Here is a 20,904-nt window from a genome sequence, read left to right as displayed (position 1 = left end):
ACGCGCCCACTCAGCCCATTCGGCAGCCTGCTTAGGCGACCTTCTTGGCCGTCTCGATGGCCTTCGCCAGGTTCTCCACCAACGGCACGCACTTGTCGTACGACAGAATCGGCTCGGCCGACCGGGAGATGACCTGCCCAGCCTTCACCGCGGGCAGCTTCTTCCATGTCGCCTCGGTGATGTTCGCCGGCTGGATCGCCGAGGACCGGTCGTCCATCATGATGATGTCGGCCGCGTACTTGTCGACGTTCTCCCAGCTCAGGCTCTCGAACCAGCCGCCGCCCTCGGCCTTGGCCTTCTCCGGCGGCTCGACGAAGTTCACGCCGAGGGCCTTGAAGTACTCCAGGTCGACCGAGAGGTTGGTGCCGGAGACGTAGAAGAGCTCCTGGCTCGCGGAACCGGCCATCACCTTGATGTCGGGGTGTGCCTTGGCGGCCTTGCGCAGCCGCGCGGAGGCCTCCTCGAACCGCTTCTTGGCGTCGGTGACCTTCGCGGCCTTCATGTCGCCGCCGAGGGACTCGGCCAGCTCCCACATGCGCTGGAGCGGGGCGGTGAGCTGACGGTCGTAGACCGATACGCCGACGCTCGGGGCGAGCTTGGCGATCTTGTCCTTGGAGGCCTCGGGGACGTACCAGAGGGTGCCCGCGGAGTCGAACATGGTGCTGATCAGCACCTCGGGGGCGAGGGCGGCGTACTTCTCGACGTTGAACTGGTCCCAGGTGTTGCCGAGGATGGTCACCTTGCTGATGTCCATGTCGCCGGCCTGGACGTCGGGCTTGCCGTCCTGCGTCTTGGTCGGGCCGAAGACGCCCTTGACGGAGACGCCGTAGTCGTACAGGGCGGCGGCGACGCCGGTGAAGGCGACGATGTTCGCGGGGACCTTGTCGAGCTGGACGTTCTTGCCGCGGTCGTCCTTGAAGGACCACGGGCCGGACTTGGCGGACGCCTTCGAGTCCGAGCCGCCGTCCGTCGAGTCCTCGCTGCCACACGCGGTCACGAGGGCACCGAGTCCGAGAGCGCCACCGGCGGCGAGGATGCCGCGGCGGGAGAAACGGGCGGTTCTGGCGTTCGACATCGCTGGGTCTGCTTTCGTACGTTCGGAGCCACTGCGGGCACGGCTGTCAGCCAGTTGGCTGGATTCGAGATTAGGTTAGCCTAACCTCATGCCGTGTCCAGGGGGGCCCTGGTACCTGTGCCCGGGGGAGGGGGCGGGAATGCGGACGGGCGCAGTGATCCGGATCACCGCGCCCGTGAGCAGGCCCCAGCCGGTAGTTCAGCTCACCAGCCCCAACTCCCGTGCGATCAGCATCCGCTGGACCTCGCTCGTGCCCTCGCCGATTTCGAGGATCTTGGAGTCGCGCCACATGCGGGCGACCGGGTACTCGTTCATGAAGCCGTAGCCGCCGTGGATCTGGGTGGCCTCGCGGGCGTTGTCCACGGCGATGGTGGAGGAGTAGAGCTTGGCCAGTGCCGCTTCCTTCTTGAAGGGGTCGCCGGACACCAGGCGGGCCGCCGCGTCGCGCCAGGCGAGGCGGGCCGTGTGGGCCTTCATCTCCATGTCGGCGATCTTGAACTGGATGGCCTGGTTGGCGGCGATCGGCTTGCCGAAGGCGTGGCGTTCCTTGGCGTACTTGACGGATTCGTCGACGCAGCCCTGTGCCAGGCCCGTCGCCAGGGCGGCGATGGCGATGCGGCCCTCGTCGAGGATGCGCAGGAACTGGGCGTAGCCGCGGCCCTCCTCGCCCAGCAGGTTCGCCGCCGGGACCCGGACGTCCGAGAAGGACAGCTCGCGGGTGTCCGAGGCGTTCCAGCCGACCTTCGAGTACGGGGCCGCGATCGTGAAGCCCGGCGTGCCGGAGGGGACGATGATCGAGGAGATGAGCGGCTTGCCGTCCGGCGTGCGGCCGGTGACCGCCGTGACCGTCACCAGGCCCGTGATGTCCGTGCCCGAGTTGGTGATGAAGCACTTCGTGCCGTTGATCACCCACTCGTTCGTCGACTCGTCCAGGCGGGCCGTCGTGCGGGTCGCGCCCGCGTCGCTGCCGCCGTCCGGCTCCGTCAGGCCGAACGCGCCCAGGAGTTCGCCGGAGCAGAGGCGGGGGAGCCATTCCCGCTTCTGGGCCTGAGTGCCGTAGCGGTAGACGGGCATCGCGCCGAGCGAGACGCCGGCTTCCAGGGTGATCGCGACCGAGGAGTCCACCCGCGCCAGTTCCTCCAGGGCCACGCCCAGCGCCAGGTAGTCGCCGCCCATGCCGCCGTACTCCTCGGGGAACGGCAGCCCGAACAGGCCCATGCGGCCCATCTCCCGGACGATCTCGTACGGGAACTCGTGCCGCTCGTAGAGGTCGCCGATCTTCGGCGCCACGACCTCGTGCGCGAACTCCTCGACTGTGCGGCGGAGTTCCTCCAACTCGGGGGAGAGGCGGTAGTCCATGGTGATCAGTGCTCCTCGGTGTCCTCGTGGGACAGGGCTCGGACGGTGCGGGACGGGCTGGGTCGGCCCAGGTGGGTGGCCATCCACGCGCTGGTGGCGACGAGGCGGCCGAGGTCGATTCCGGTTTCGATGCCGAGGCCCCGCAGCATCCACACGAGGTCTTCGGTGGCCAGGTTGCCGGTCGCCGACTTGGCGTACGGGCAGCCGCCCAGGCCGCCCGCGGAGGCGTCGACCGTCGTGACGCCTTGCTGGAGGGCCGCGAGCGTGTTGGCGAGGGCCTGGCCGTACGTGTCGTGGAAGTGGACGCCGAGGGCGGACGGTGGGATTCCCGCTTCGTCGAGGGCCGCGAGGAGCGCGACCACGTGGCCCGGGGTCGCCACGCCGATCGTGTCGCCCAGGCTCAGTTCGTCACAGCCCATGTCCAGCAGGGCCCGGCACACCTTCACCACCTGGGGGATCGGGACCGCGCCCTCCCAGGGGTCGCCGAAGCACATGGAGAGGTAGCCGCGGACATGGACGTCCTCGGCCTTCGCCCGGCTCACCACCGGGTCGAACATCGCCAGCGCCTCGTCCACCGTGCGGTTGAGGTTGGCCTTGGCGAAGGACTCCGTGGCGCTGGCGAAGACCGCCACCCGCCGGGCGCCCAGGGCCAGGGCGCGGTCCAGGCCGCGTTCGTTCGGGACCAGCACCGGCAGGGCCACCGGGAGGTCGCCGACCAGGGGGTAGAGCTGTTCCGCGTCCGCCAGTTGGGGGACCCACTTGGGGTGGACGAAGCTCGTCGCCTCGATCGTCGTCAGGCCCGCTTCGGCCAGGCGGCGGACGAACTCCGCCTTGATCTGCGTGGGGACCGTCGCCTTCTCGTTCTGAAGGCCGTCGCGCGCGCCCACCTCGTGGATGCGGACGCGGGTGGGGAGGTCCGCGGCCGGGACCGCCATCGGGAGACCGTCGACTGTCATTCCTCCGCCTCCTCGTGGGGTGCGATGACCGCCAGCACCTGGTCCATGGCGACCGTCGAGCCCGGGGTCACGTCCAGTTCGGTGACCTTGCCGGCGTGCGGGGCTGAGATGACGTGCTCCATCTTCATCGCCTCCACCACCAGCAGGCTCTGGCCCGCCGTCACCTCGTCGCCGACGGCGACCTTCACCACCGTCACCGTGCCCGGCATGGGCGCGGTCAGCGAGTCGGCGCCCGCGTGGGCCGCGCGGCTCAGGGACGCGGCCACCGGGTCGTGGTCGCGCACGTGCCAGGCGTCGCCGTCGCGGCCGAGCCAGTCGGCGGCGCGGTGGAAGGTGTGGCGGACGCCGTCCAGCGTGACGGAGACCCGGTCGTCGGTGACCGTGGCGGTGCCGCGCGGGGTGTACTCCAGTGGGTCCTGCACCCGCAGGTGGAAGGCGGGCGGCTTCCGGACTCCGCCGATCCGCCAGCCGCTGGGGACCGAGAACGGGTCCGTCCAGCCGCCGGGCCCGGGCGTCAGCGCGTCCAGGCGTACGGCCCCCGCCGCCTCGTACACCTCCTCCGGTACCTCGGTCGGGACCAGTCCCTCGACCTCCCGCTCGACCAGGCCGGTGTCCAGGTCGCCGGCGACCACCGCCGGGTGGGCGAGCAGCCGGCGCAGGAAACCGGCGTTGGTCTGCACCCCGAGCGTGACCGTCTCCGCCAGGGCCGAACGGAGCTTGCGCAGCGCGGTCGCGCGGTCGGGGCCGTACGCGATGACCTTCGAGAGCATCGGGTCGTAGAGGCTGCCGACCTCCGTGCCCTCCGTGAGGCCCGAGTCGGTGCGGATGCCGTCGCCCTGCGGTTCGCGGAGCCGCAGGACCGTGCCGCCGGAGGGGAGGAAGCCGCGCGCCGGGTCCTCGGCGCAGATACGGGCCTCCACCGCGTGGCCGGTCAGCCGCACGTCCTCCTGCGCGAAGGCAAGGGGCTCGCCGGCCGCCACCCGAAGCTGCCACTCGACCAGGTCCAGTCCGGTGACGAGTTCCGTGACCGGGTGTTCCACCTGGAGGCGGGTGTTCATCTCCATGAAGTAGTACGAGGACGGGTCGGTGCCCGGGACGATGAACTCGACTGTGCCGGCCCCCCGGTAGCCGCAGGAGCGGGCCGCCTGGACCGCCGCCTCGCCCATCGCGGAGCGCGTCCCCTCGTCGAGGAGCACGCTCGGGGCCTCCTCGATGATCTTCTGGTGGCGGCGCTGGAGGGAGCACTCGCGCTCCCCGAGGTGGACGACGTTTCCGTGGCCGTCGGCCAGGACCTGGATCTCGATGTGGCGGGGGCGGTCGATCCAGCGCTCGACCAGGAGCGTGTCGTCGCCGAAGGAGGCGCGGGCCTCGCGGCGGGCCGCGGCGATCTCCTCCTCCAGCCGGGTCAGGTCCCGCACCAGGCGCATGCCCTTGCCGCCGCCGCCCGCGCTCGGCTTCAGCAGCACGGGCGCGCCCAGCTCGCGGGCCGCGTCGGCCAGCTCGGGGTCGCGTCCGCCGGGGACCACGGGCACTCCGGCCGCCCGGACCGTCTCCTTGGCACGGATCTTGTCGCCCATGAGGGAGATCGCGTCCGCCGGAGGACCGATGAAGACCAGGCCGGCCTCGGCGCAGGCGCGCGCGAAGGCGGCGTTCTCGGCGAGGAAGCCGTAGCCCGGGTGGACGGCCTGGGCGCCGGTGCGCGCGGCTGCCTCCAGCAGGCGCTCCACCGACAGATAGCTCTCGGACGCCGGGGCCGGACCGATCCGGACCGCAGTGTCCGCCTCGCGGACATGCCGGGCGTCGGCGTCCGCGTCGGAGAAGACGGCCACCGAGCGCACGCCCATCGACCGCAGCGTACGGATGACCCGTACGGCGATCTCGCCCCGGTTGGCCACAAGCACTGTCTCGAACATCGTCGTCCGTCCCCTCACATCCGGAAGACGCCGAACTGGGGGTCACCCAGGGGCGCGTTGGCGCACGCGGTCAGGGCCAGGCCCAGGACCTGCCGGGTGTCCAGCGGGTCGATCACACCGTCGTCCCAGAGGCGGGCCGTCGCGTAGTAGGCATTCCCCTGGCGCTCGTACTGGGCGCGGACCGGGGCCTTGAAGGCCTCCTCGTCCTCGGCGGGCCAGGACTCGCCGCGCGCCTCCAGCTGGTCCCGCTTGACGGTCGCGAGGACCGAGGCGGCCTGCTCGCCGCCCATGACCGAGATCTTGGCGTTCGGCCACATCCACAGGAAGCGGGGGGAGTACGCCCTGCCGCACATCGAGTAGTTGCCGGCGCCGTACGAGCCGCCCACCACGACCGTCAGCTTCGGCACGCGCGTGCAGGCCACCGCGGTGACCATCTTGGCGCCGTGCTTGGCGATGCCGCCCGCCTCGTAGTCCTTGCCGACCATGAACCCGGAGATGTTCTGGAGGAACACCAGCGGGATGCCGCGCTGGTCGCACAGCTCGATGAAGTGGGCGCCCTTCTGGGCGGACTCGGAGAACAGGATGCCGTTGTTGGCGACGATGCCCACCGGGTGGCCGTGGATCCGGGCGAAGCCCGTGACCAGGGTCTGGCCGAACTCGGACTTGAACTCGGCGAAACGGGAGCCGTCGACGACCCGGGCGATGATCTCGCGCACGTCGTACGGGGTGCGGGAGTCGACCGGGACCGCGCCGTAGAGGCCGTGCGGGTCGACCTTGGGTTCTGTCGCCTCCGTGACCTCCCAGGGGAGCCCTCCTCGTGCGGGGAGGGTGGAGACGATCGTGCGGACGATGCGCAGGGCGTGCGCGTCGTTCTCCGCGAGGTGGTCCGTGACGCCCGAGACGCGGGAGTGGACCTCGCCGCCGCCGAGCTCCTCCGCCGTGACGACCTCGCCGGTGGCCGCCTTCACCAGGGGCGGTCCGCCCAGGAAGATCGTGCCCTGGCTGCGGACGATCACCGCCTCGTCGCTCATCGCCGGGACGTACGCCCCGCCGGCCGTGCAGGAGCCGAGGACGGCGGCGATCTGGGGGATGCCGGCGCCGGACATGCGGGCCTGGTTGTAGAAGATCCGGCCGAAGTGGTCGCGGTCGGGGAAGACCTCGTCCTGCATGGGGAGGAAGGCGCCTCCGGAGTCCACGAGGTAGACGCAGGGGAGGCGGTTGTCGAGGGCGACCTCCTGGGCGCGGAGGTGCTTCTTGACCGTCATCGGGTAATACGTGCCGCCCTTGACCGTGGCGTCGTTGGCGATGACCACCGTTTCGCGGCCGCTGATCCGGCCGATGCCGGCGATGACACCGGCGGCCGGGGCCTGGCCCTCGTACATCCCGTCGGCCGCGAGCGGGGCCAGCTCCAGGAAGGGCGAGCCCGGGTCGAGGAGCGTGTCGACGCGGTCGCGGGGGAGCAGCTTGCCGCGCGCGGTGTGGCGGGCGCGGGCCTTCTCGCCGCCGCCCTGCGCGGCTGCGGCCAGCTTGGCGCGCAGCTCCTCCACGAGGGCGTGGTGCGCCTCCTCGTTGGCCCGAAAGGCCTCCGACGCGGGGTCTGCCGCGCTCGTGAGCTCCGGTGCCTCGTGCATCCTGCGGTCCCCTCACCTTGTTAATGAGCGTTAACGCATTTCCTTCAGGTTAACGACCGCTAACCTCCCTGTCTAGAATTGATTTCATGGCCACGAGAACCGATGCCCCCACCCGACGCGAGCAGATCCTCAAGGAGGCTGCCCGGCTGTTCGCCGAGCGGGGCTTCCACGGGGTCGGGGTCGACGAGATAGGTGCCGCTGTCGGGATCAGCGGGCCCGGGCTGTACCGGCACTTCGCGGGGAAGGACGCGATGCTCGCGGAGCTGCTGGTGGGGATCAGCGGGCAGCTGCTGACCGGGGCGAAGCGGCGGGTGGCGGAGGCGGACGGGGGTGCGGGGGCGGAGGCGGTCCTCGACTCGCTGATCGAGGGACATATCGACTTCGCGCTCGACGACCGGCCTCTGATCACCCTGCACGATCGGGAGCTGGATCGCCTCCGGGACAGTGACCGGAAGATGGTGCGGCAGCTTCAGCGGCAGTATGTGGAGCTGTGGGTGGGGGTGGTGCGCGAGGTGTATCCCGCGCTGGGGGAGCCTGCGGCGCGGTCGGCTGTGCACTCGGTGTTCGGGCTGCTGAACTCGACGCCGCACTTGGGTCGGGCCGGGTCTCTGCCCGGGCGGGGGGCTACGGCGGAGCTGTTGCATCGGATGGCCCGGGGGGCGTTCGCGGCGGCGGGGGTCTAGCGGGGGGTTTGCCCACCCGCCCGCCCGTAGCTGTCGGCCAGGAGGCCAACGCCGCGGGGCTCCGCCCCGGACCCCGGGGTTTCCCACCCGCCCACCCGACCCAGTCGGACAAGCGGTCCTGGCCTCGGGGCTCCGCCCCGCACCCCGGACGGGGGCTTCGCCCCCTGCGCCCCCGTCCGGGGCTCCGCCCCGCGCCCCGGATGCGGGCTTCGCCCCCTGCGCCCCCGTCCGGGGCTTCACCCCGGACCCCGACGGGGGCTTCGCCCCCTGCACCCCGGTCCGGGGCTTCGCCCCTACGCCTCCGGTGGGGACCCACCCCTCCCCCCGCCGGGCACGGATCCCCGAGCCGCTACCCGACCGCACGGAGCGTTGCCGCGGGCGGCCGGGCGTCGTCGGTTCGGGCGGTCGGGGCGTTCAGGATGCCCACGGCGAGTCGGTCGGCATGGCCTGTCTCGTCGTGCTGGGGGCGCTCGTCTCGGTCGCGGTGAGGTTCGGCCTTGGGTCAGACGAGCGTGTGGGGGCTAGGCAGTGGTTCTCACCCGCAGCGCGTAGAAGCGGGTCGTCTGCGTCTTGTTCTCGTTGTCGTCGCTGGCCAGGAGGACCTTCAGGGTGTTCCTCGCGCGGCCCGTGATCGTCATGGCCTCGATGTTGTCGAGGAGGGGGTTCGGCTGGGGCTGTTTGGCCGTCGCGCCGAGGGAGGGGCAGGCCGCGAGGTCGGTGAGGAGGGTCTTGTCGACCAGGCGGGTCCCGGGGCCGGCCGGTAGCGTCTCGACGGCGCTCGTGTCCGTCGCCTTGCGGGGGTCGGCCAGGTAGAGGCGGACCGTGTTGCCCACGCCGGAGGTGAAGCCGCGTTCCAGGACCAGGAGGCGGCCGTCGGGGGTCGCCTGGACCTCGGGGACGCCCAGGCCGGGGTCCGTGCGGTAGGCGTACTGGGCGCCGAGGGTGAAGTGGCCGTGCGGCGTCCTGCGCCAGGTCTGGAAGCGGACGATCGTCGAGTCGTCGCCGGAGAGCGCGTACTCCATGGAGGCCAGCAGGGTGCGGCCGCCGGGGAGCAGGGTCAGGCCCTCGAAGGTGCCGTTGGGCCGGGCGCGGCCCGCGGGGCTCACGCGCAGGGCGTCCGGGACCGGGAGGCGGTCGAGGAGCCTGCCGGTGCGGGAGTAGCGGCGGATGGAGGGCTCCGTCTCGGAGGAGACGAGATACGTGCCGATGGGGGTGTCCCCGCTGGAGCGAAGCCGAGAGTGGGGGAGGTCGACCACCAGGCCCTCGGAGTCGAGCGCGGTGCCGTTCTCGTCGCTGAGCGGGACCAGGGACCGTGGCTTCAGCGTCCTCGCGTCCAGGCGGAAGAGCGACGAGCGGTCGGAGAGGGCGGCCAGGGAGCCGTCACCGTCCACGGCCAGGGCGGAGAAGTTGCCGACGTAGGTGTTCTCGAACGTCGTCTTGTCGAGCGCGTCGGAGTAGCCGTCGATGGAGACGGCCGGCGAGCAGGTGTGCTGCGTGTGCGCCTGGGCGGGGCCGACGGCGGTCAGGCACGTGGCCGCCGCCAGGCCCGCGGTGAACAGGGCGAGGTGGGTTCTCAGGGGCATGGGCGTCACCGTAGGGCGGGCCGGTGACGCCGGGTAGGACGCGTGGTGAAGGGTCAGCTCGCGGCCAGGTCTCCGCGGACGGGTGGTCAGCTCGCGGCCAGGTCCTTGTGGATGACCTTGGCCACGGCCTGGATGGTCGCGATGCCGTAGTTCATGGTGCTGTTGCCGTGGCTGAGCACGGTGATCATGTAGTCGTGGCCGCCGCCCTTGAACGCGCCCACGCTGTGCACCCGCCAGCCGTTCGTGGCGCGTTGCAGCCAGCCGTTCTTCACGGCCACGGTGACGCCGGACGGCACTCCGTACGGCGTGCCCCAGCGCTGGGACGAGACGACCTGGCTCATCAGCTTGAGGATGTAGGCGCGGGAGTTGTCGCTCAGGACCGCGTTCTTGGCGGTGACGAGCTTCAGCAGCTTCTGCTCGTCGGTGACGGTGATCTGCGTCAGGCCCCAGTAGCCGTTCGCGCCGGGCTTGGTCTGCGTCATGCCGGCGGCGGTGAGGAAGCCCTTGATCTTCGTCATGCCGAGCTGCTTCCACAGGGTGGAGGTCGCGGCGTTGTCCGACTTGGTGATCATGGCCTTGGCGAGGGTGTTCTCGCGGTCGGTGAGATACCGGTTCGTCTTCTTCGCGTCCCACAGCAGCGTGGCGAGGACGGTGACCTTGACGACGCTGGCCGAGTCGTAGGCGGTGCCCGCGCGCAGGGTGCAGGTCGTGTTGGTGCTGCGGTCGTAGAGGCCGACGGCGACCGTGCCCTTGCGGGTGGCCAGCGCGGCGGTGATGTCCTTCTTCAGCTTGGCGGCGAGTCCGGCCTTGGCGGACGTACAGGTCACGGCCGGAGTGGCGGCGGAAGCGGGCGTGGCGGCGGCGACGAGCGGCACGAGCACGCCCGTACCCACGGCCGCCGCCAGCACTCTCGCGCGGCGGGATATCCCAGAAGTCATGCACCCATGACTCATCGGGGCGGGGGAAAGGTTGTGCGACTTGGTGAAGAGTTGTGCGAGTCGTTACCGGGCGGCGTGTTCTTTCACGGGAGAGGACCGGATTCGGCACAGCGTCCACCCATCAGGGTTGTCCACGACGCTGACGCGGTATCTGCCATCGAACCCCTGCCGAAACTCTTGACGCCGCCTTTCCCGCCGGGATACTTGCGGTCGACAGCGCGCCAACTGCCGCGTCAGCGAAGGGATTTCGTTGCCTCCGAACTGATGCCGACAGCGGCTTCGCCTGTCCGAGATCCCGAACGCCGTACGAAGTGTCGCAAGCTTCTGACGGTCACCCCCACAGTGAGGATCCTCAATGAGCCCACGCAAGGCGCCCCGCAAGGCACTCATAGCCGCGCTGACCGCCGCACTGCTGGCCGGCCCGGCTGTCGCCCAGGCCGCCACCCCCCAGACCGCTTCCCAGGCCGCTCCTACCCCGGCCCGCGAACGCGCCGCCGCCGCCACCATCACCTGGTCCCTCGTGCGGGCGAGCAACCCCACCGAGGACCAGCGCACCGCCTACGACGCCATCACCCGGGCCATGAACGCGGCGGTGGCCCGCTACAACAACCTCAGCGACCTGGGCAAGACCATCACCGTCCGCTACGAGCCGGGCGTCCCCACCGCCGACGGCAACATCAACGGGACCATCCGCTTCGGCAGCAACCGCAGCTACATGACCGAGCGGACGGCCCTGCACGAGATCGCCCACACCATCGGCGTGGGCACCAGCTCGGGATGGTCCCGCCTGGGCGGCAGCGGCACCTGGACCGGCGGGCAGGCGACCGCGCTGGTCAAGCAGTACGACGGCTCCGGAGCCAAGATCTCCACCGGCGGCGGGCACTTCTGGCCCTACGGCCTGAACTTCGAGAACGAGATGTCGAACACGGCGGCCGACCGCCACGTCCACCTCGTCGCCGCGATGGTCCGCGACGGCCTCTAGGTCGTGTTCGAGCCGCGTTCGGAGGAGTAACCGGCGTGTGGGGTGGGCCGGCCGGAAAGTCGCGGTCGGCCCACCGCATCGTGTCTGTCGAGGCGGGCGCCGGGTACCCGGTTCCTGCACGTGTGTGGGGCCGAGGGAGAGGCGGTCGGGGCCGTGGCGGTGAAGGCGATGGGATGGGCGCACTCGTTCCCCATGTCCGAGGGAGTGCGCGCCGGACGGGAGTGGACACGCAAGCGCCTCGAATCCCTGCCCTGGGCCGCTGCGGAGCCGGACACGGTGGACGCCATCGTGCTGGCCGTGTCCGAGCTGATCACCAATGCGCACATCCACGCGCACAGCGACGCGCACCTGGTCCTCACATGGGACGGCGACTGCCTTCATGTGAGCGTCCACGACGAGGACCCGACGCTGCCGCGTCAGCGCGAGGCAGAGGCGGGGGACGTCTCCGGCCGCGGAGTGGCGATCGTGCGGAAGCTCGCCGATGAGTGGGGGATGCGGTGCCAGCGGAACGGCAAGACGGTGACGGCATGCTTCCGCCCCGCCGAGACCGATGACGGCAACCACCGGCCTGACGGTAGCGACTGAGTTCTGTTCACCGGGTGAGGCGGGTGAGGCCCGCCTCCGAGGAGAGGTGTCGCGTCAGTCGGTCCCGGGGTGCTTGCCCGGCCCGTCGGCGCCGGAGGACAACGGAGTGGGTGACAGCGCGGTGTCCTCCTCGCCGGGCTCCAGAAGGGTGTCGGCGGCGCCGACGATGAGGGGGTCGGGTGTGCCGACGGCCTCGCGGTCCTTGCTGGCGTAGTCGATGCGCGACAGCAGACTGCGCATGGTCTCCAGCCGGGCGCGCCGCTTGTCGTTGCTCTTGACGACGGTCCAGGGGGCGTATGCGGTGTCCGTGGCGCGGAACATGTCGACCTTCGCCTCGGTGTAGTCGTCCCAGAGGTCCAGCGAGGCAAAGTCGGTGGGAGAGAGCTTCCACTGGCGTACCGGGTCGACCTGCCGGATCGCGAAGCGCGTGCGCTGCTCGGAGCGGGAGACGGAGAACCAGAACTTCACCAGCAGGACGCCGTCGTCGACCAGCATCCGCTCGAAGGCCGGGCACTGGTCGAGGAACCGCTCGTACTCGTCCTTGGAGCAGTACCCCATCACGCGCTCGACGCCGGCCCGGTTGTACCAGGAGCGGTCGAAGAAGACGATCTCCCCGGCCGTCGGCAGATGCGCGATGTACCGCTGGAAGTACCACTGGCCCCTCTCGCGTTCGGTGGGTTTGTCCAGGGCGACCACCCGTGCGCCGCGCGGGTTGAGCCGCTCGGTGAGCCGCTGGATCGTGCCGCCCTTGCCCGCCGCGTCACGCCCCTCGCACACCACGACCAGACGGGCGCCGGTCTCCTTGACCCACCGCTGGAGCTTGAGCAGCTCGATCTGCAGGATGCGCTTGGTCCGCTCGTACTCCTTGCGGCCCACCTTGCGGTCGTACGGATGGTTCTCCCGCCAGGTCCGGATGGGGCGTCCGTCTTCGTCCAGCACGATCGGCTGCTCTCGCCGACTGGCATCCACGGTCAGCCCGTCCAGCAGCCTGTCCGCGTCTTCGGCGTCTTCGGCGTTCATGATCATGCTCCCCGCTCGGCCCGCGCCGTCGGTCAGAAGGGCATGCGGCCGCGGGAGCGGCGGCCTGCCGAACCGCTGCGGCTCACCGCCCGCGAACTGCTGTGGAAGGGCTTGCTGAAGATTCGGCCCAGAATGCCGGGCGCCTTGCCACCGGCCCGGGCCCCGGCACCGAGCGTACGTTGCGTGCCGCGTTCGGGGTGGCGGGAGAGACGGGGGACGAGGAAGGCCAGGACGGCCAGGACCACGCACCCGACGATGACGGCGGCGACTACCATGATCAGCTCCCCTTCGCTGGTGAACGGGTACACGGGTGCCCCGCTCCGTCCCGCCCATGTGAGGAGCGAGGAAGCGGCCTGGCCGGACCGGCCGCCGCTCAGTCCAGGTGCGTCGCCGCGAACATCCGCAGCACGGCCGGGAGCAGGACCACCGAGGGCCCGGGCGACGCGAGGTGCTTCGCGAGGTCCTGCTCAAGGGTCTCCGGGGTCGTACGGACCCCGGGGACGCCGAAGGACTCCGCCAGCGCCACGTAGTCCGGCCGGGTCAGCTCCGTCGCGGTCGCCTCGCCGAACGTGTCGGTCATGTACTCGCGCAGGATGCCGTAGCCGCCGTCGTCGACGATCAGCCAGGTGACGTTCAGTCCGTACTGGCGGGCCGTCGCCAGCTCGGCGATCGAGTACAGGGCGCCGCCGTCGCCGGAGACGGCGAGGACCGGCCGGGTGGGGTCGGCCACCGCCGCGCCGAGTGCCGCCGGGAAGGCGTAGCCGAGGCCGCCCGCGCCCTGGGCGGAGTGCATGTGGTTGGGACCCTTGGCGTCGAAGGCCGACCAGGCCCAGTACGCGAGGATCGTCATGTCCCAGAAGGACGGGGAGTCGGCGGGGAGGGCCTTGCGCACCGACGCCAACACGCTCTGCTCCAGGGTGAGTTCCTGGGAGGCGATGCGTTCGGCGACCTTCGCGAGCAGTGCGCGGACGCGCTCCGGCGCCGTCGGGTCCTCCCGCTCGGAGACCGTCTCCAGCAGCGCCTGCAACGCGAGGCGGGCGTCCGCGTGGATGCCCAGTGCGGGGTGGTTGGACTCCAGCTTGCCGAGGTCGGCCTCGATCTGGACGACCCGGCCGCGCGGCTTGAACGTGTGGTAGTTCGAGGAGAGTTCGCCGAGTCCGGAGCCGACGACGAGGAGGACGTCCGCGTCCTCCAGGAAGTCCGTGGTGTGGCGGTCCTCGATCCAGGACTGGAGCGACAGCGGGTGCGTCCAGGGGAAGGCGCCCTTGCCGCCGGGTGTCGTGACGACCGGCGCCTGAAGCGTCTCGGCCAGCTGACGCAGCTTCTTGGACGCGTCCGCACGGACGACTCCGCCGCCCGCGATGATCGCCGGACGGGCCGCCTTCGACAGCAGGTCGGCGGCCACGGCCGTCAGTTCGGGGCGCGGCGGCAGTTCCTCGGGGAAGGCGTCGCCGCCGGTCACCACCGGGATCGCTGTCTCGGCGAGCAGCACGTCCTGCGGGATCTCCACCCACACCGGCCCGTGCGGGGCGCTCAGCGCCGACGTCCAGGCCGCCTCGATGGCGGACGGGATCTGCGACTGGGTGCGGGCGGTGTGGACCGACTTCACCACGCCCCGGAAGGAGGCCGCCTGGTCGGGCAGTTCGTGCAGATAGCCGTGGCGGCCGCCGCCGAGCCCGGCCGTCGGGACCTGGCTGCTGATCGCCAGGACGGGGGCGCTGGCCGCGGCAGCCTCCTGGAGCGCCGCCAGCGAGGTGAGCGCTCCCGGCCCCGTCGACAGCAGCAGCGGCGCCGCCTCACCGGTGATCCGGCCGTACGCGTCCGCCGCGAAGGCGGCGTTGTTCTCCACCCGCAGGCCGACATACCTGAGGTCCGAGCGGCGCAGCGCGTCGAACATGCCGAGGGCGTGCTGGCCGGGCAGGCCGAAGACGGTCGTGGCGCCCAGCCCGGCCAGCGTCTCCACGACCAGGTCTCCGCCGTTGCGGCCGGGGGGAGGGCTGAGGGCTGCCTCCGTCTGGGCGGGCGTCGGGCGGAGCACCAGGTCGTGGTCGTGAGTCACTGTGCTTCCGAGTCCTTCCGGGCCGCGGCGATCTGGCGGGACATGATCGTGGTCAGTTCGTACGCCGTGTGGGACGCGGCCACCGACGTGATCTCCGCGTGATCGTACGCGGGGGCCACCTCGACGACGTCCGCCGAGACCAGGTTGCAGGACGCCAGCCCGCGCAGGATCTCCAGCAGCTCGCGCGAGGTCATGCCGCCGGCCTCGGGCGTGCCCGTGCCGGGCGCGTGGGCCGGGTCGAGGCAGTCGATGTCGATGGATATGTACAGCGGCCGGTCGCCGATGCGCTGGCGCAGCTGGTCGGCGACCTCGTCGGCGCCGCGCCGGTAGACGTCCGCCGAGGTGACGATGCCGAAGCCCATCTTCTCGTCGTCGGTGAGGTCCTGCTTGCCGTAGAGCGGGCCGCGGGTGCCGACGTGGGACAGGGCGGAGGTGTCGAGGATGCCCTCCTCGACTGCGCGGCGGAACGGGGTGCCGTGCGTGTACTCGGCGCCGAAGTAGGTGTCCCAGGTGTCGAGGTGGGCGTCGAAGTGCAGCAGGGCCACCGGGCCGTGCTTCTTCGCCACCGAGCGCAGCAGCGGCAGCGCGATGGTGTGGTCGCCGCCGAGGGTCATCAGGCGGGCGCCCGTCCCGAGCAGGTCGTCCGCGGCGGCCTCGACGGTCTCGACGGCCTCGTTGATGTTGAACGGGTTCACGGCGATGTCCCCGCCGTCCGCGACCTGGGCGAGGGCGAAGGGCGAGGCGTCCTGCGCCGGGTTGTACGGGCGCAGCAGCCGGGACGCCTCACGGATCGCGTTGCCGCCGAAGCGGGCGCCCGGCCGGTACGAGACACCCGAGTCGAACGGCACGCCCACCACGGCGACATCGGCCCGTCCGCCGACCTCGTCGAGCCGGGGCAGCCGGGCGAAGGTCGCGGGACCGGCGTACCGCGGGACGCGGGACGAGTCGACGGGCCCGCGGGGAGTCTCGTTGCTGCTCATGAGGAAATGCCTTCTCTCCTACGCTTCATCGCGTATGCGCTGCTATTTACAGCTATGTACTGCTTGCTCTACGACTCTACTGGGGAGCCGCGACCCGTTCGGACGCGAGTTCGGGGGACCGTCCGGCGAGCCGCTCGCGCCAGGCGGCGAGGACGGCGGCGTCGGTGGCGGGGGTGGCCAGGGAGACGGCCAGATAGGCGGCGAGCGAGGCGAGCAGGCCGTAGTAGACGGGCTCGTTGGCGAGGATGCCGTGGGTCGCCATCAGCACGATGACCGCGAGTCCGCCGACCACGACCGAGGCGAGGGCGCCGTACACGGTGCCCCGCCTCCACACCAGCCCGCCGAGGATCGGCACGAGCAGACCGCCGACGAGGAGGTTGTACGCGACGGTCAGCGCCTGCACGACGTCGTCGATGGCGATGGCCGTGCCGATGACGGCGATGCCCATGAGCAGGATGAAGGCCCGGTTGCCCCGCACCTCGTCATGGTCGTCCGACGGCGCCTTGGCGATCCCCCGCAGCCGGGACCAGATGTCGTTGTTGGCGACGGTGGCGCAGGCGATCAGCGCGCCGGAGGACGTGGACATCACGGCGGCCAGGGCGGCGGCCAGCACCAACCCCCGGACACCGACGGGAAGTTGCTCCTTCACGATGGTCGCGAAGGCGTCGTCCGCGCTGCCGAGCTTCGGGTACAGCACCTTGGCCGCCGTACCGATGACGGCGCCGGCGAGGGCGTACGCGAGGCAGTAGGTGCCGGCGACGGTCCCGCCCCACTTGGCGGTCCGGTCGCTGCGGGCGGTGAACACGCGCTGCCAGATGTCCTGCCCGATGAGCATGCCGAAGGTGTAGATCAGCACGTAGGTGAAGATCGTCTCGCCGCCGATGCCGAGCGGGTCGAAGTAGCCGGTGGGCAGCTCGGCCTTCATCGCGGCGAAGCCGCCCGCCTTCACGACGGCGATCGGCAGCAGCAGGAGCAGCACGCCGATGGTCTTCACGACGAACTGCACCATGTCCGTCAGGGTGATCGACCACATCCCGCCGAGGGTGGAGTACGCGACGACGATCGAGCCGCCGAGGACGATCGCGAGCGTGCGGTTGATGTCGAACAGGACGTCGAAGATCGTGGCGTAGGCGATGGTCGACGTCACCGCGAGCATGAGGGTGTACGCCCACATGACGACACCGGAGATGACGCCGGCCCGGCCGCCTCCGTAGCGCAGGTCGAGCATCTCGGAGACGGTGTAGACCTTCAGCCGGGCGATGCGGGCGGAGAAGAAGACGGAGAGGGCGAGCAGGCCGAGGCCGATGGTGAAGACCATCCAGGCGCCGGACAGGCCGTACTGGTAGCCGAGGCCCACACCGCCGATGGTGGAGGCGCCGCCGAGGACGATCGCCGCCATGGTGCCGGAGTACATGGCCGGGCCGAGCCGGCGGCCGGCCACCAGGAACTCGCTCTTGGACCGGGCGCGGCGCATGCCCCACCAGCCCATGGCGAGCATGCCGGCCAGGTAGACGACGATCACGAGGTAGTCGACGGCCATGGGGCCTCCTTCGCGCACGCACGGGGCGCGGGGCTCGGTCGTGGGGGACGAGGTGGACGAGCACTGACCCTAGGTGGCCGGAAAGCGACTGCGAAGTGTACGTTTCATCCACCTGGGCGGCACTGACTGGAGGGAACGCACACATGCCGGATTCGACGGTTCCCCCCACGCCCCCCGTCCCGCTCTCCGCACTCCTGGCCCGCGAGGACCTGGCCCTGCGCCGGATCGCCGGTCCGGACGACCCCGGCACGGTCGTCCACTGGGTGCACACCTCGGAGATGGCGGACCCGTATCCGTATCTGCTGGGCGGGGAACTGCTGCTCACGGCGGGCGTGCACATCCCGGAGGCGGCGGGATCGGGCACGTACTTCGACGACTACGTGTCCCGGATCGTGGCGGCGGGCGGCGCGGCCCTGGGCTTCGGGGTGGCGCCGGTGCACGACACGGTGCCGAGGGCGCTGGTCGCGGCGTGCGAGAGGTACGGCCTGCCGCTGCTGGAGGTGCCGCCGCAGACCACCTTCTCGGGCGTCGCCCGCGCGGTCTGGCAGCTCATGGCCCGGGCCCGCCTGTCCGAACTCCGCCGCGTGACGGAGGCCCAGCAGAGCCTCGCCTCGGCCGCCTCCCGCCCCGACCCGGTCCCGTCGGTCCTGCGGCAGCTCGCCCAGCGGCTGGGGGGCCGGGCGGTGCTGTACGGCCCGGAGGGGGCGGAGATCGCGGGGGCGGGCCGGGAGCCCGGGGGCGAGGCGCACGCGGCGCTGGCGCGGCTGGCGGAGGTCGTACGGCCGGACCGTCCGGCGCCTCCGGCAGGTGCGGCATCGCAGACCGGCTCCGCATCACGCGCGCACTCGACCGGGCCCCGGCCGGGTGAGTCGGAGGCGGCACCCTCCCGCTCGGCCCTCCCGGCCGGGCCCCGGCCGGGAGGGCCCGCGGCGGCACGCTCCCGCCCGGCCCACCGGCCCGGCCCGGCCTCGCCTGCCGGCCCTCAGCCACCCACCGATCCCAGTCGCCCCGCACCCACCTCCGCCACCGACACCGTCTCCGGTACACACCTCGCCGCCTACGCCCTCGGTGCCGGGCACGGCTTCGTGCTCGGGGTGGCCGCCCCAGGGCGCGCGCCGGGGGACCACACCATCGTGTCCGTCGCCGCCGTGCTGCTGTCCCTCCTCACCGGGGAGCAGCAGAGCGGCACGGGTGCCGCCCGTTCCTCGGCGCTGGTGCGGCTGCTGCTGGGGGCCGCGCCCGAGGACGTCGCGCCGCTGCTCGGTGACGGGCGGCGGTGGGTCGTCGTGCACGCCCGTCCGGACGGGGAGGGCGTGCCCGACGCCGTCGCGGCCTCCGCGCTGGGTGCCGCGCTCGGGTCCGCCCTGGTCGACCCGGCGGGCGACGTCGTACGGGTCCTGGTCCCGGCCGACCGGGCACCGGACCCGCTGCCCGGCTGGACCCTGGGCGTCAGCGCCGCCGTCGACCCCGGGGACTGGCCCGCCGCCGACACGCAGGCGGCCCGCGCCCTGGCCCGGGCCCGCGCCACCCGCGCCCCGCTGCTGCGGCACGGCCCGCGCCCCGCCCTCGCCGACCTGGTCCCGCCCGGCGAGGCGGCGGCCCACGCCCGCACCCTGCTCGCGCCCGTCACGGCCCACCCCGCGCTCCCCGAGACCCTGCGCACCTGGCTGTCCCTGCACGGCAGTTGGGACCGCACGGCCGTCGCCCTGTCCGTGCACCGCAACACCGTGCGGCAGCGCATCGCCCGCTGCGCGACCCTGCTGGAGACCGACCTCGACGACCCGGACGTCCGCATGGAACTCTGGTTCGCGCTGCGGCACATCTGAGTACGAGACCGGGGTCTCTCTGAGTACGTGACGCAGATCCCAGCGTGCGATACGCCAGGGCCGCCCGCAGTCGGCTGCCTCACAATGGGAGCCATGCCGATACCCGGGACACCCAGCCGCGCCGAACTCGTCGACCACCTCGTCAGGACGCGCATCGCGGGCGACGTCGCCACCCCCCGCGAGAACAACCTCTCCCACTACCGCAAGCTGGCGAACGCCGACCGTCACTACTGGTTCGGCCTGGAACTCGGCGACCGCTGGAGCGACGAGCAGGACGTCCTCGCGGTGATGGCGGAACGGGTCGGCGTGAACGACGACCCCGAGTACCGGTACGGCCAGGACACCATCGACCCGGAGCTGACGGTCGCCGGCCTGGAGCGGCTCGCCGGCCGACTGCGCAAGGCGGCGGACGGGCAGCAGCGGGTCCTGTTCGCCACCGGCCACCCCGGCGGCCTGCTCGACGTGCACCGCGCGACCGCGGCGGCCCTGCGCGCGGCCGGCTGCGAGATCGTGGTCATCCCCGAGGGGCTGACGACGGAGGAGGGCTACGTCATGCAGTTCGCGGACGTGGCGGTGCTGGAGCACGGCGCCACCCTGTGGCACACCCACTCGGGCGAGCCGATGAAGGCCATCCTGACCGCCATGGAGCGCGAGGGCCGCCCGCTGCCCGACCTGGTCGTCGCCGACCACGGCTGGGCGGGCTACGCGGGACAGCACGGCGTGGACTCCGTGGGCTACGCCGACAGCAACGACCCGGCCCTCTTCCTCGCCGAGGCCGAGGGCACCGTGCAGGTGACGGTGCCCCTCGACGACCACGTGGTCAGCCCGCGCCACTACGACCCGATGACGGCGTACCTGCTGGCGGAGGCGGGCCTCAGCTAGTGCCCTGCTCGCGCGGGACGCGGACCACGCCCTCCTGGATCACCGTGATGGCCAGCCGCCCGTCCTGCGTGTATATCCGGGCCTGCCCCAGTCCCCGGCCGCCGTACGCGGACGGGGACTCCTGGTCGTAGAGCAGCCACTCGTCGGCGCGGAACGGCCGGTGGAACCACATCGCGTGGTCCAGGGAGGCCCCGACGACGTCCCCGACGGCCCAGCCGCCCCGCCCGTGCGCGAGCAGCACGGAGTCGAGGAGCGTCATGTCGGAGACGTAGGTGGCGAGGACGACGTGCAGCAGCGGGTCGTCGGCCAGCTTGCCGTTGGTCCGGAACCACACCTGGGAGTGCGGCTCGCGCGGCTCGCCGAACTTCCCGTACGGCGGCTCGTCGACGTAGCGCAGATCGACGGCGGCCCGGGCCTCCAGGAACCTCTCCACGACCGTCGGGTCGAGATGCCCGTATCCGCGCAGCCGCTCCTCACCGGTGGGCAGCGTGGCGGGATCGGGCGCGGACGGCATGCGCTCCTGGTGGTCCAGCCCGTCCTCGTACACCTGGAAGGACGCCGAAAGGTGGAAGATCGGCTTGCCGTGCTGGACGGCGACCACCCGGCGCGTGGTGAAGGAACGGCCGTCGCGGATCCGGTCGACGGTGTAGACGATGGGCGCGCCGGGATCGCCGGGGCGCAGGAAGTACGCGTGGAGCGAGTGCGCGGGCCGGTCCTCGGGGACCGTGCGCCCGGCGGCGACGAGCGCCTGGGCCGCGACCTGCCCGCCGAAGACGCGGGGGACGACGGCGGACCGGGACCGGCCACGGAAGATGTCCTCCTCGATCTGCTCCAGGTCGAGCAGATCGAGGAGGTCCTGTAGTGCCTGACTCATACGACTGTTGTACCGGCC

At 71.7% G+C, this 20,904-nt stretch carries 18 protein-coding genes; 5 read left to right on the top strand and 13 right to left on the bottom strand.

Annotated features, from left to right (window positions below):
• Positions 1-31 precede the first annotated feature (31 nt).
• The 5 genes from CP976_RS16170 to CP976_RS16150 all read right to left on the bottom strand — a co-directional run bounded on the left by CP976_RS16170 (position 32) and on the right by CP976_RS16150 (position 6,934).
• Positions 32-1,075, bottom strand: a complete 1,044-nt coding sequence (locus CP976_RS16170; RefSeq protein ID WP_150481008.1) for an ABC transporter substrate-binding protein — start codon at positions 1,073-1,075, stop codon at positions 32-34.
• 198 nt (positions 1,076-1,273) lie between these two features.
• Positions 1,274-2,434, bottom strand: a complete 1,161-nt coding sequence (locus CP976_RS16165) for an acyl-CoA dehydrogenase family protein (RefSeq protein ID WP_150481007.1) — start codon at positions 2,432-2,434, stop codon at positions 1,274-1,276.
• Between the two features lie 5 nt (positions 2,435-2,439).
• On the bottom strand, positions 2,440-3,390 hold the full coding sequence (locus CP976_RS16160) for a hydroxymethylglutaryl-CoA lyase (RefSeq protein WP_150481006.1): 951 nt from the start codon (positions 3,388-3,390) through the stop codon (positions 2,440-2,442).
• Positions 3,387-5,303: an acetyl/propionyl/methylcrotonyl-CoA carboxylase subunit alpha gene (locus CP976_RS16155; RefSeq protein ID WP_150481005.1), complete on the bottom strand. Its 1,917-nt coding sequence runs from the start codon at positions 5,301-5,303 to the stop codon at positions 3,387-3,389. Before CP976_RS16155 ends, CP976_RS16160 begins: the two co-directional genes overlap by 4 nt.
• Before the next feature lie 14 nt (positions 5,304-5,317).
• Positions 5,318-6,934, bottom strand: a complete 1,617-nt coding sequence (locus tag CP976_RS16150) for a carboxyl transferase domain-containing protein (protein ID WP_150481004.1) — start codon at positions 6,932-6,934, stop codon at positions 5,318-5,320.
• Between the two features lie 86 nt (positions 6,935-7,020).
• On the opposite strand from CP976_RS16150, the gene CP976_RS16145 reads away from it, so the two are divergent.
• Positions 7,021-7,617: an SACE_7040 family transcriptional regulator gene (locus CP976_RS16145; protein WP_150481003.1), complete on the top strand. Its 597-nt coding sequence runs from the start codon at positions 7,021-7,023 to the stop codon at positions 7,615-7,617.
• A gap of 521 nt (positions 7,618-8,138) precedes the next feature.
• Here CP976_RS16145 and CP976_RS16140 read toward each other — a convergent pair.
• Positions 8,139-9,200 carry an esterase-like activity of phytase family protein gene (locus CP976_RS16140; protein WP_150481002.1) on the bottom strand — a complete coding sequence of 354 codons (1,062 nt, stop codon included), beginning with the start codon at positions 9,198-9,200 and terminating at the stop codon, positions 8,139-8,141.
• Between the two features lie 86 nt (positions 9,201-9,286).
• Positions 9,287-10,138 carry a serine hydrolase gene (locus CP976_RS16135; RefSeq protein WP_150481001.1) on the bottom strand — a complete coding sequence of 284 codons (852 nt, stop codon included), beginning with the start codon at positions 10,136-10,138 and terminating at the stop codon, positions 9,287-9,289.
• A 355-nt stretch (positions 10,139-10,493) separates the two neighbouring features.
• Here CP976_RS16135 and CP976_RS16130 point away from each other — a divergent pair, with 355 nt between their 5' ends.
• Positions 10,494-11,120 carry a hypothetical protein gene (locus CP976_RS16130; protein ID WP_150481000.1) on the top strand — a complete coding sequence of 209 codons (627 nt, stop codon included), beginning with the start codon at positions 10,494-10,496 and terminating at the stop codon, positions 11,118-11,120.
• A gap of 153 nt (positions 11,121-11,273) precedes the next feature.
• Complete coding sequence (locus tag CP976_RS16125) at positions 11,274-11,705, top strand: ATP-binding protein (protein ID WP_150480999.1); 432 nt, start codon at positions 11,274-11,276, stop codon at positions 11,703-11,705.
• Positions 11,706-11,759: 54 nt separating this feature from the next.
• Here the strand turns inward: CP976_RS16125 and ppk2 are convergent, their stop codons facing one another.
• The 5 genes from ppk2 to CP976_RS16100 all read right to left on the bottom strand — a co-directional run bounded on the left by ppk2 (position 11,760) and on the right by CP976_RS16100 (position 17,304).
• The gene (gene ppk2 / locus CP976_RS16120) at positions 11,760-12,725 is read right to left on the bottom strand and encodes a polyphosphate kinase 2 (protein WP_150480998.1); all 966 of its coding nucleotides are present in this window, start codon (positions 12,723-12,725) and stop codon (positions 11,760-11,762) included.
• 32 nt (positions 12,726-12,757) lie between these two features.
• Positions 12,758-13,000, bottom strand: a complete 243-nt coding sequence (locus CP976_RS16115) for a DUF6411 family protein (protein ID WP_150480997.1) — start codon at positions 12,998-13,000, stop codon at positions 12,758-12,760.
• A gap of 98 nt (positions 13,001-13,098) precedes the next feature.
• Positions 13,099-14,784, bottom strand: coding sequence for a thiamine pyrophosphate-binding protein (locus tag CP976_RS16110; RefSeq protein WP_150480996.1), 1,686 nt, complete (start codon positions 14,782-14,784; stop codon positions 13,099-13,101).
• Positions 14,781-15,764, bottom strand: coding sequence for an agmatinase (gene speB, locus CP976_RS16105; RefSeq protein WP_020273332.1), 984 nt, complete (start codon positions 15,762-15,764; stop codon positions 14,781-14,783). The genes CP976_RS16110 and speB overlap by 4 nt, the downstream gene beginning before the upstream one ends.
• A 76-nt stretch (positions 15,765-15,840) precedes the next feature.
• Positions 15,841-17,304, bottom strand: a complete 1,464-nt coding sequence (locus CP976_RS16100) for a sodium:solute symporter family protein (RefSeq protein WP_150480995.1) — start codon at positions 17,302-17,304, stop codon at positions 15,841-15,843.
• A 143-nt stretch (positions 17,305-17,447) separates the two neighbouring features.
• Between CP976_RS16100 and CP976_RS16095 the strand changes: the two genes are divergently transcribed.
• On the top strand, positions 17,448-19,130 hold the full coding sequence (locus CP976_RS16095; RefSeq protein WP_150480994.1) for a PucR family transcriptional regulator: 1,683 nt from the start codon (positions 17,448-17,450) through the stop codon (positions 19,128-19,130).
• 93 nt (positions 19,131-19,223) lie between these two features.
• A complete protein-coding gene (locus CP976_RS16090; RefSeq protein ID WP_150480993.1) occupies positions 19,224-20,012 on the top strand; it encodes a phosphatase in 789 nt (262 codons plus the stop codon).
• Here the strand turns inward: CP976_RS16090 and tesB are convergent.
• Entirely contained in the window at positions 20,005-20,886 is an 882-nt protein-coding gene (tesB, locus tag CP976_RS16085; RefSeq protein WP_150480992.1) for an acyl-CoA thioesterase II, read from the bottom strand. The genes CP976_RS16090 and tesB overlap by 8 nt on opposite strands.
• Positions 20,887-20,904 lie beyond the last annotated feature (18 nt).

The sequence above is a fragment of the Streptomyces coeruleorubidus genome, from assembly GCF_008705135.1.
GTDB classification, from domain to species: Bacteria; Actinomycetota; Actinomycetes; order Streptomycetales; family Streptomycetaceae; genus Streptomyces; species Streptomyces coeruleofuscus.
The sequence above is the reverse complement of the archived record's forward strand: the minus strand, read 5'-3'. Positions and strand labels throughout refer to the sequence as shown.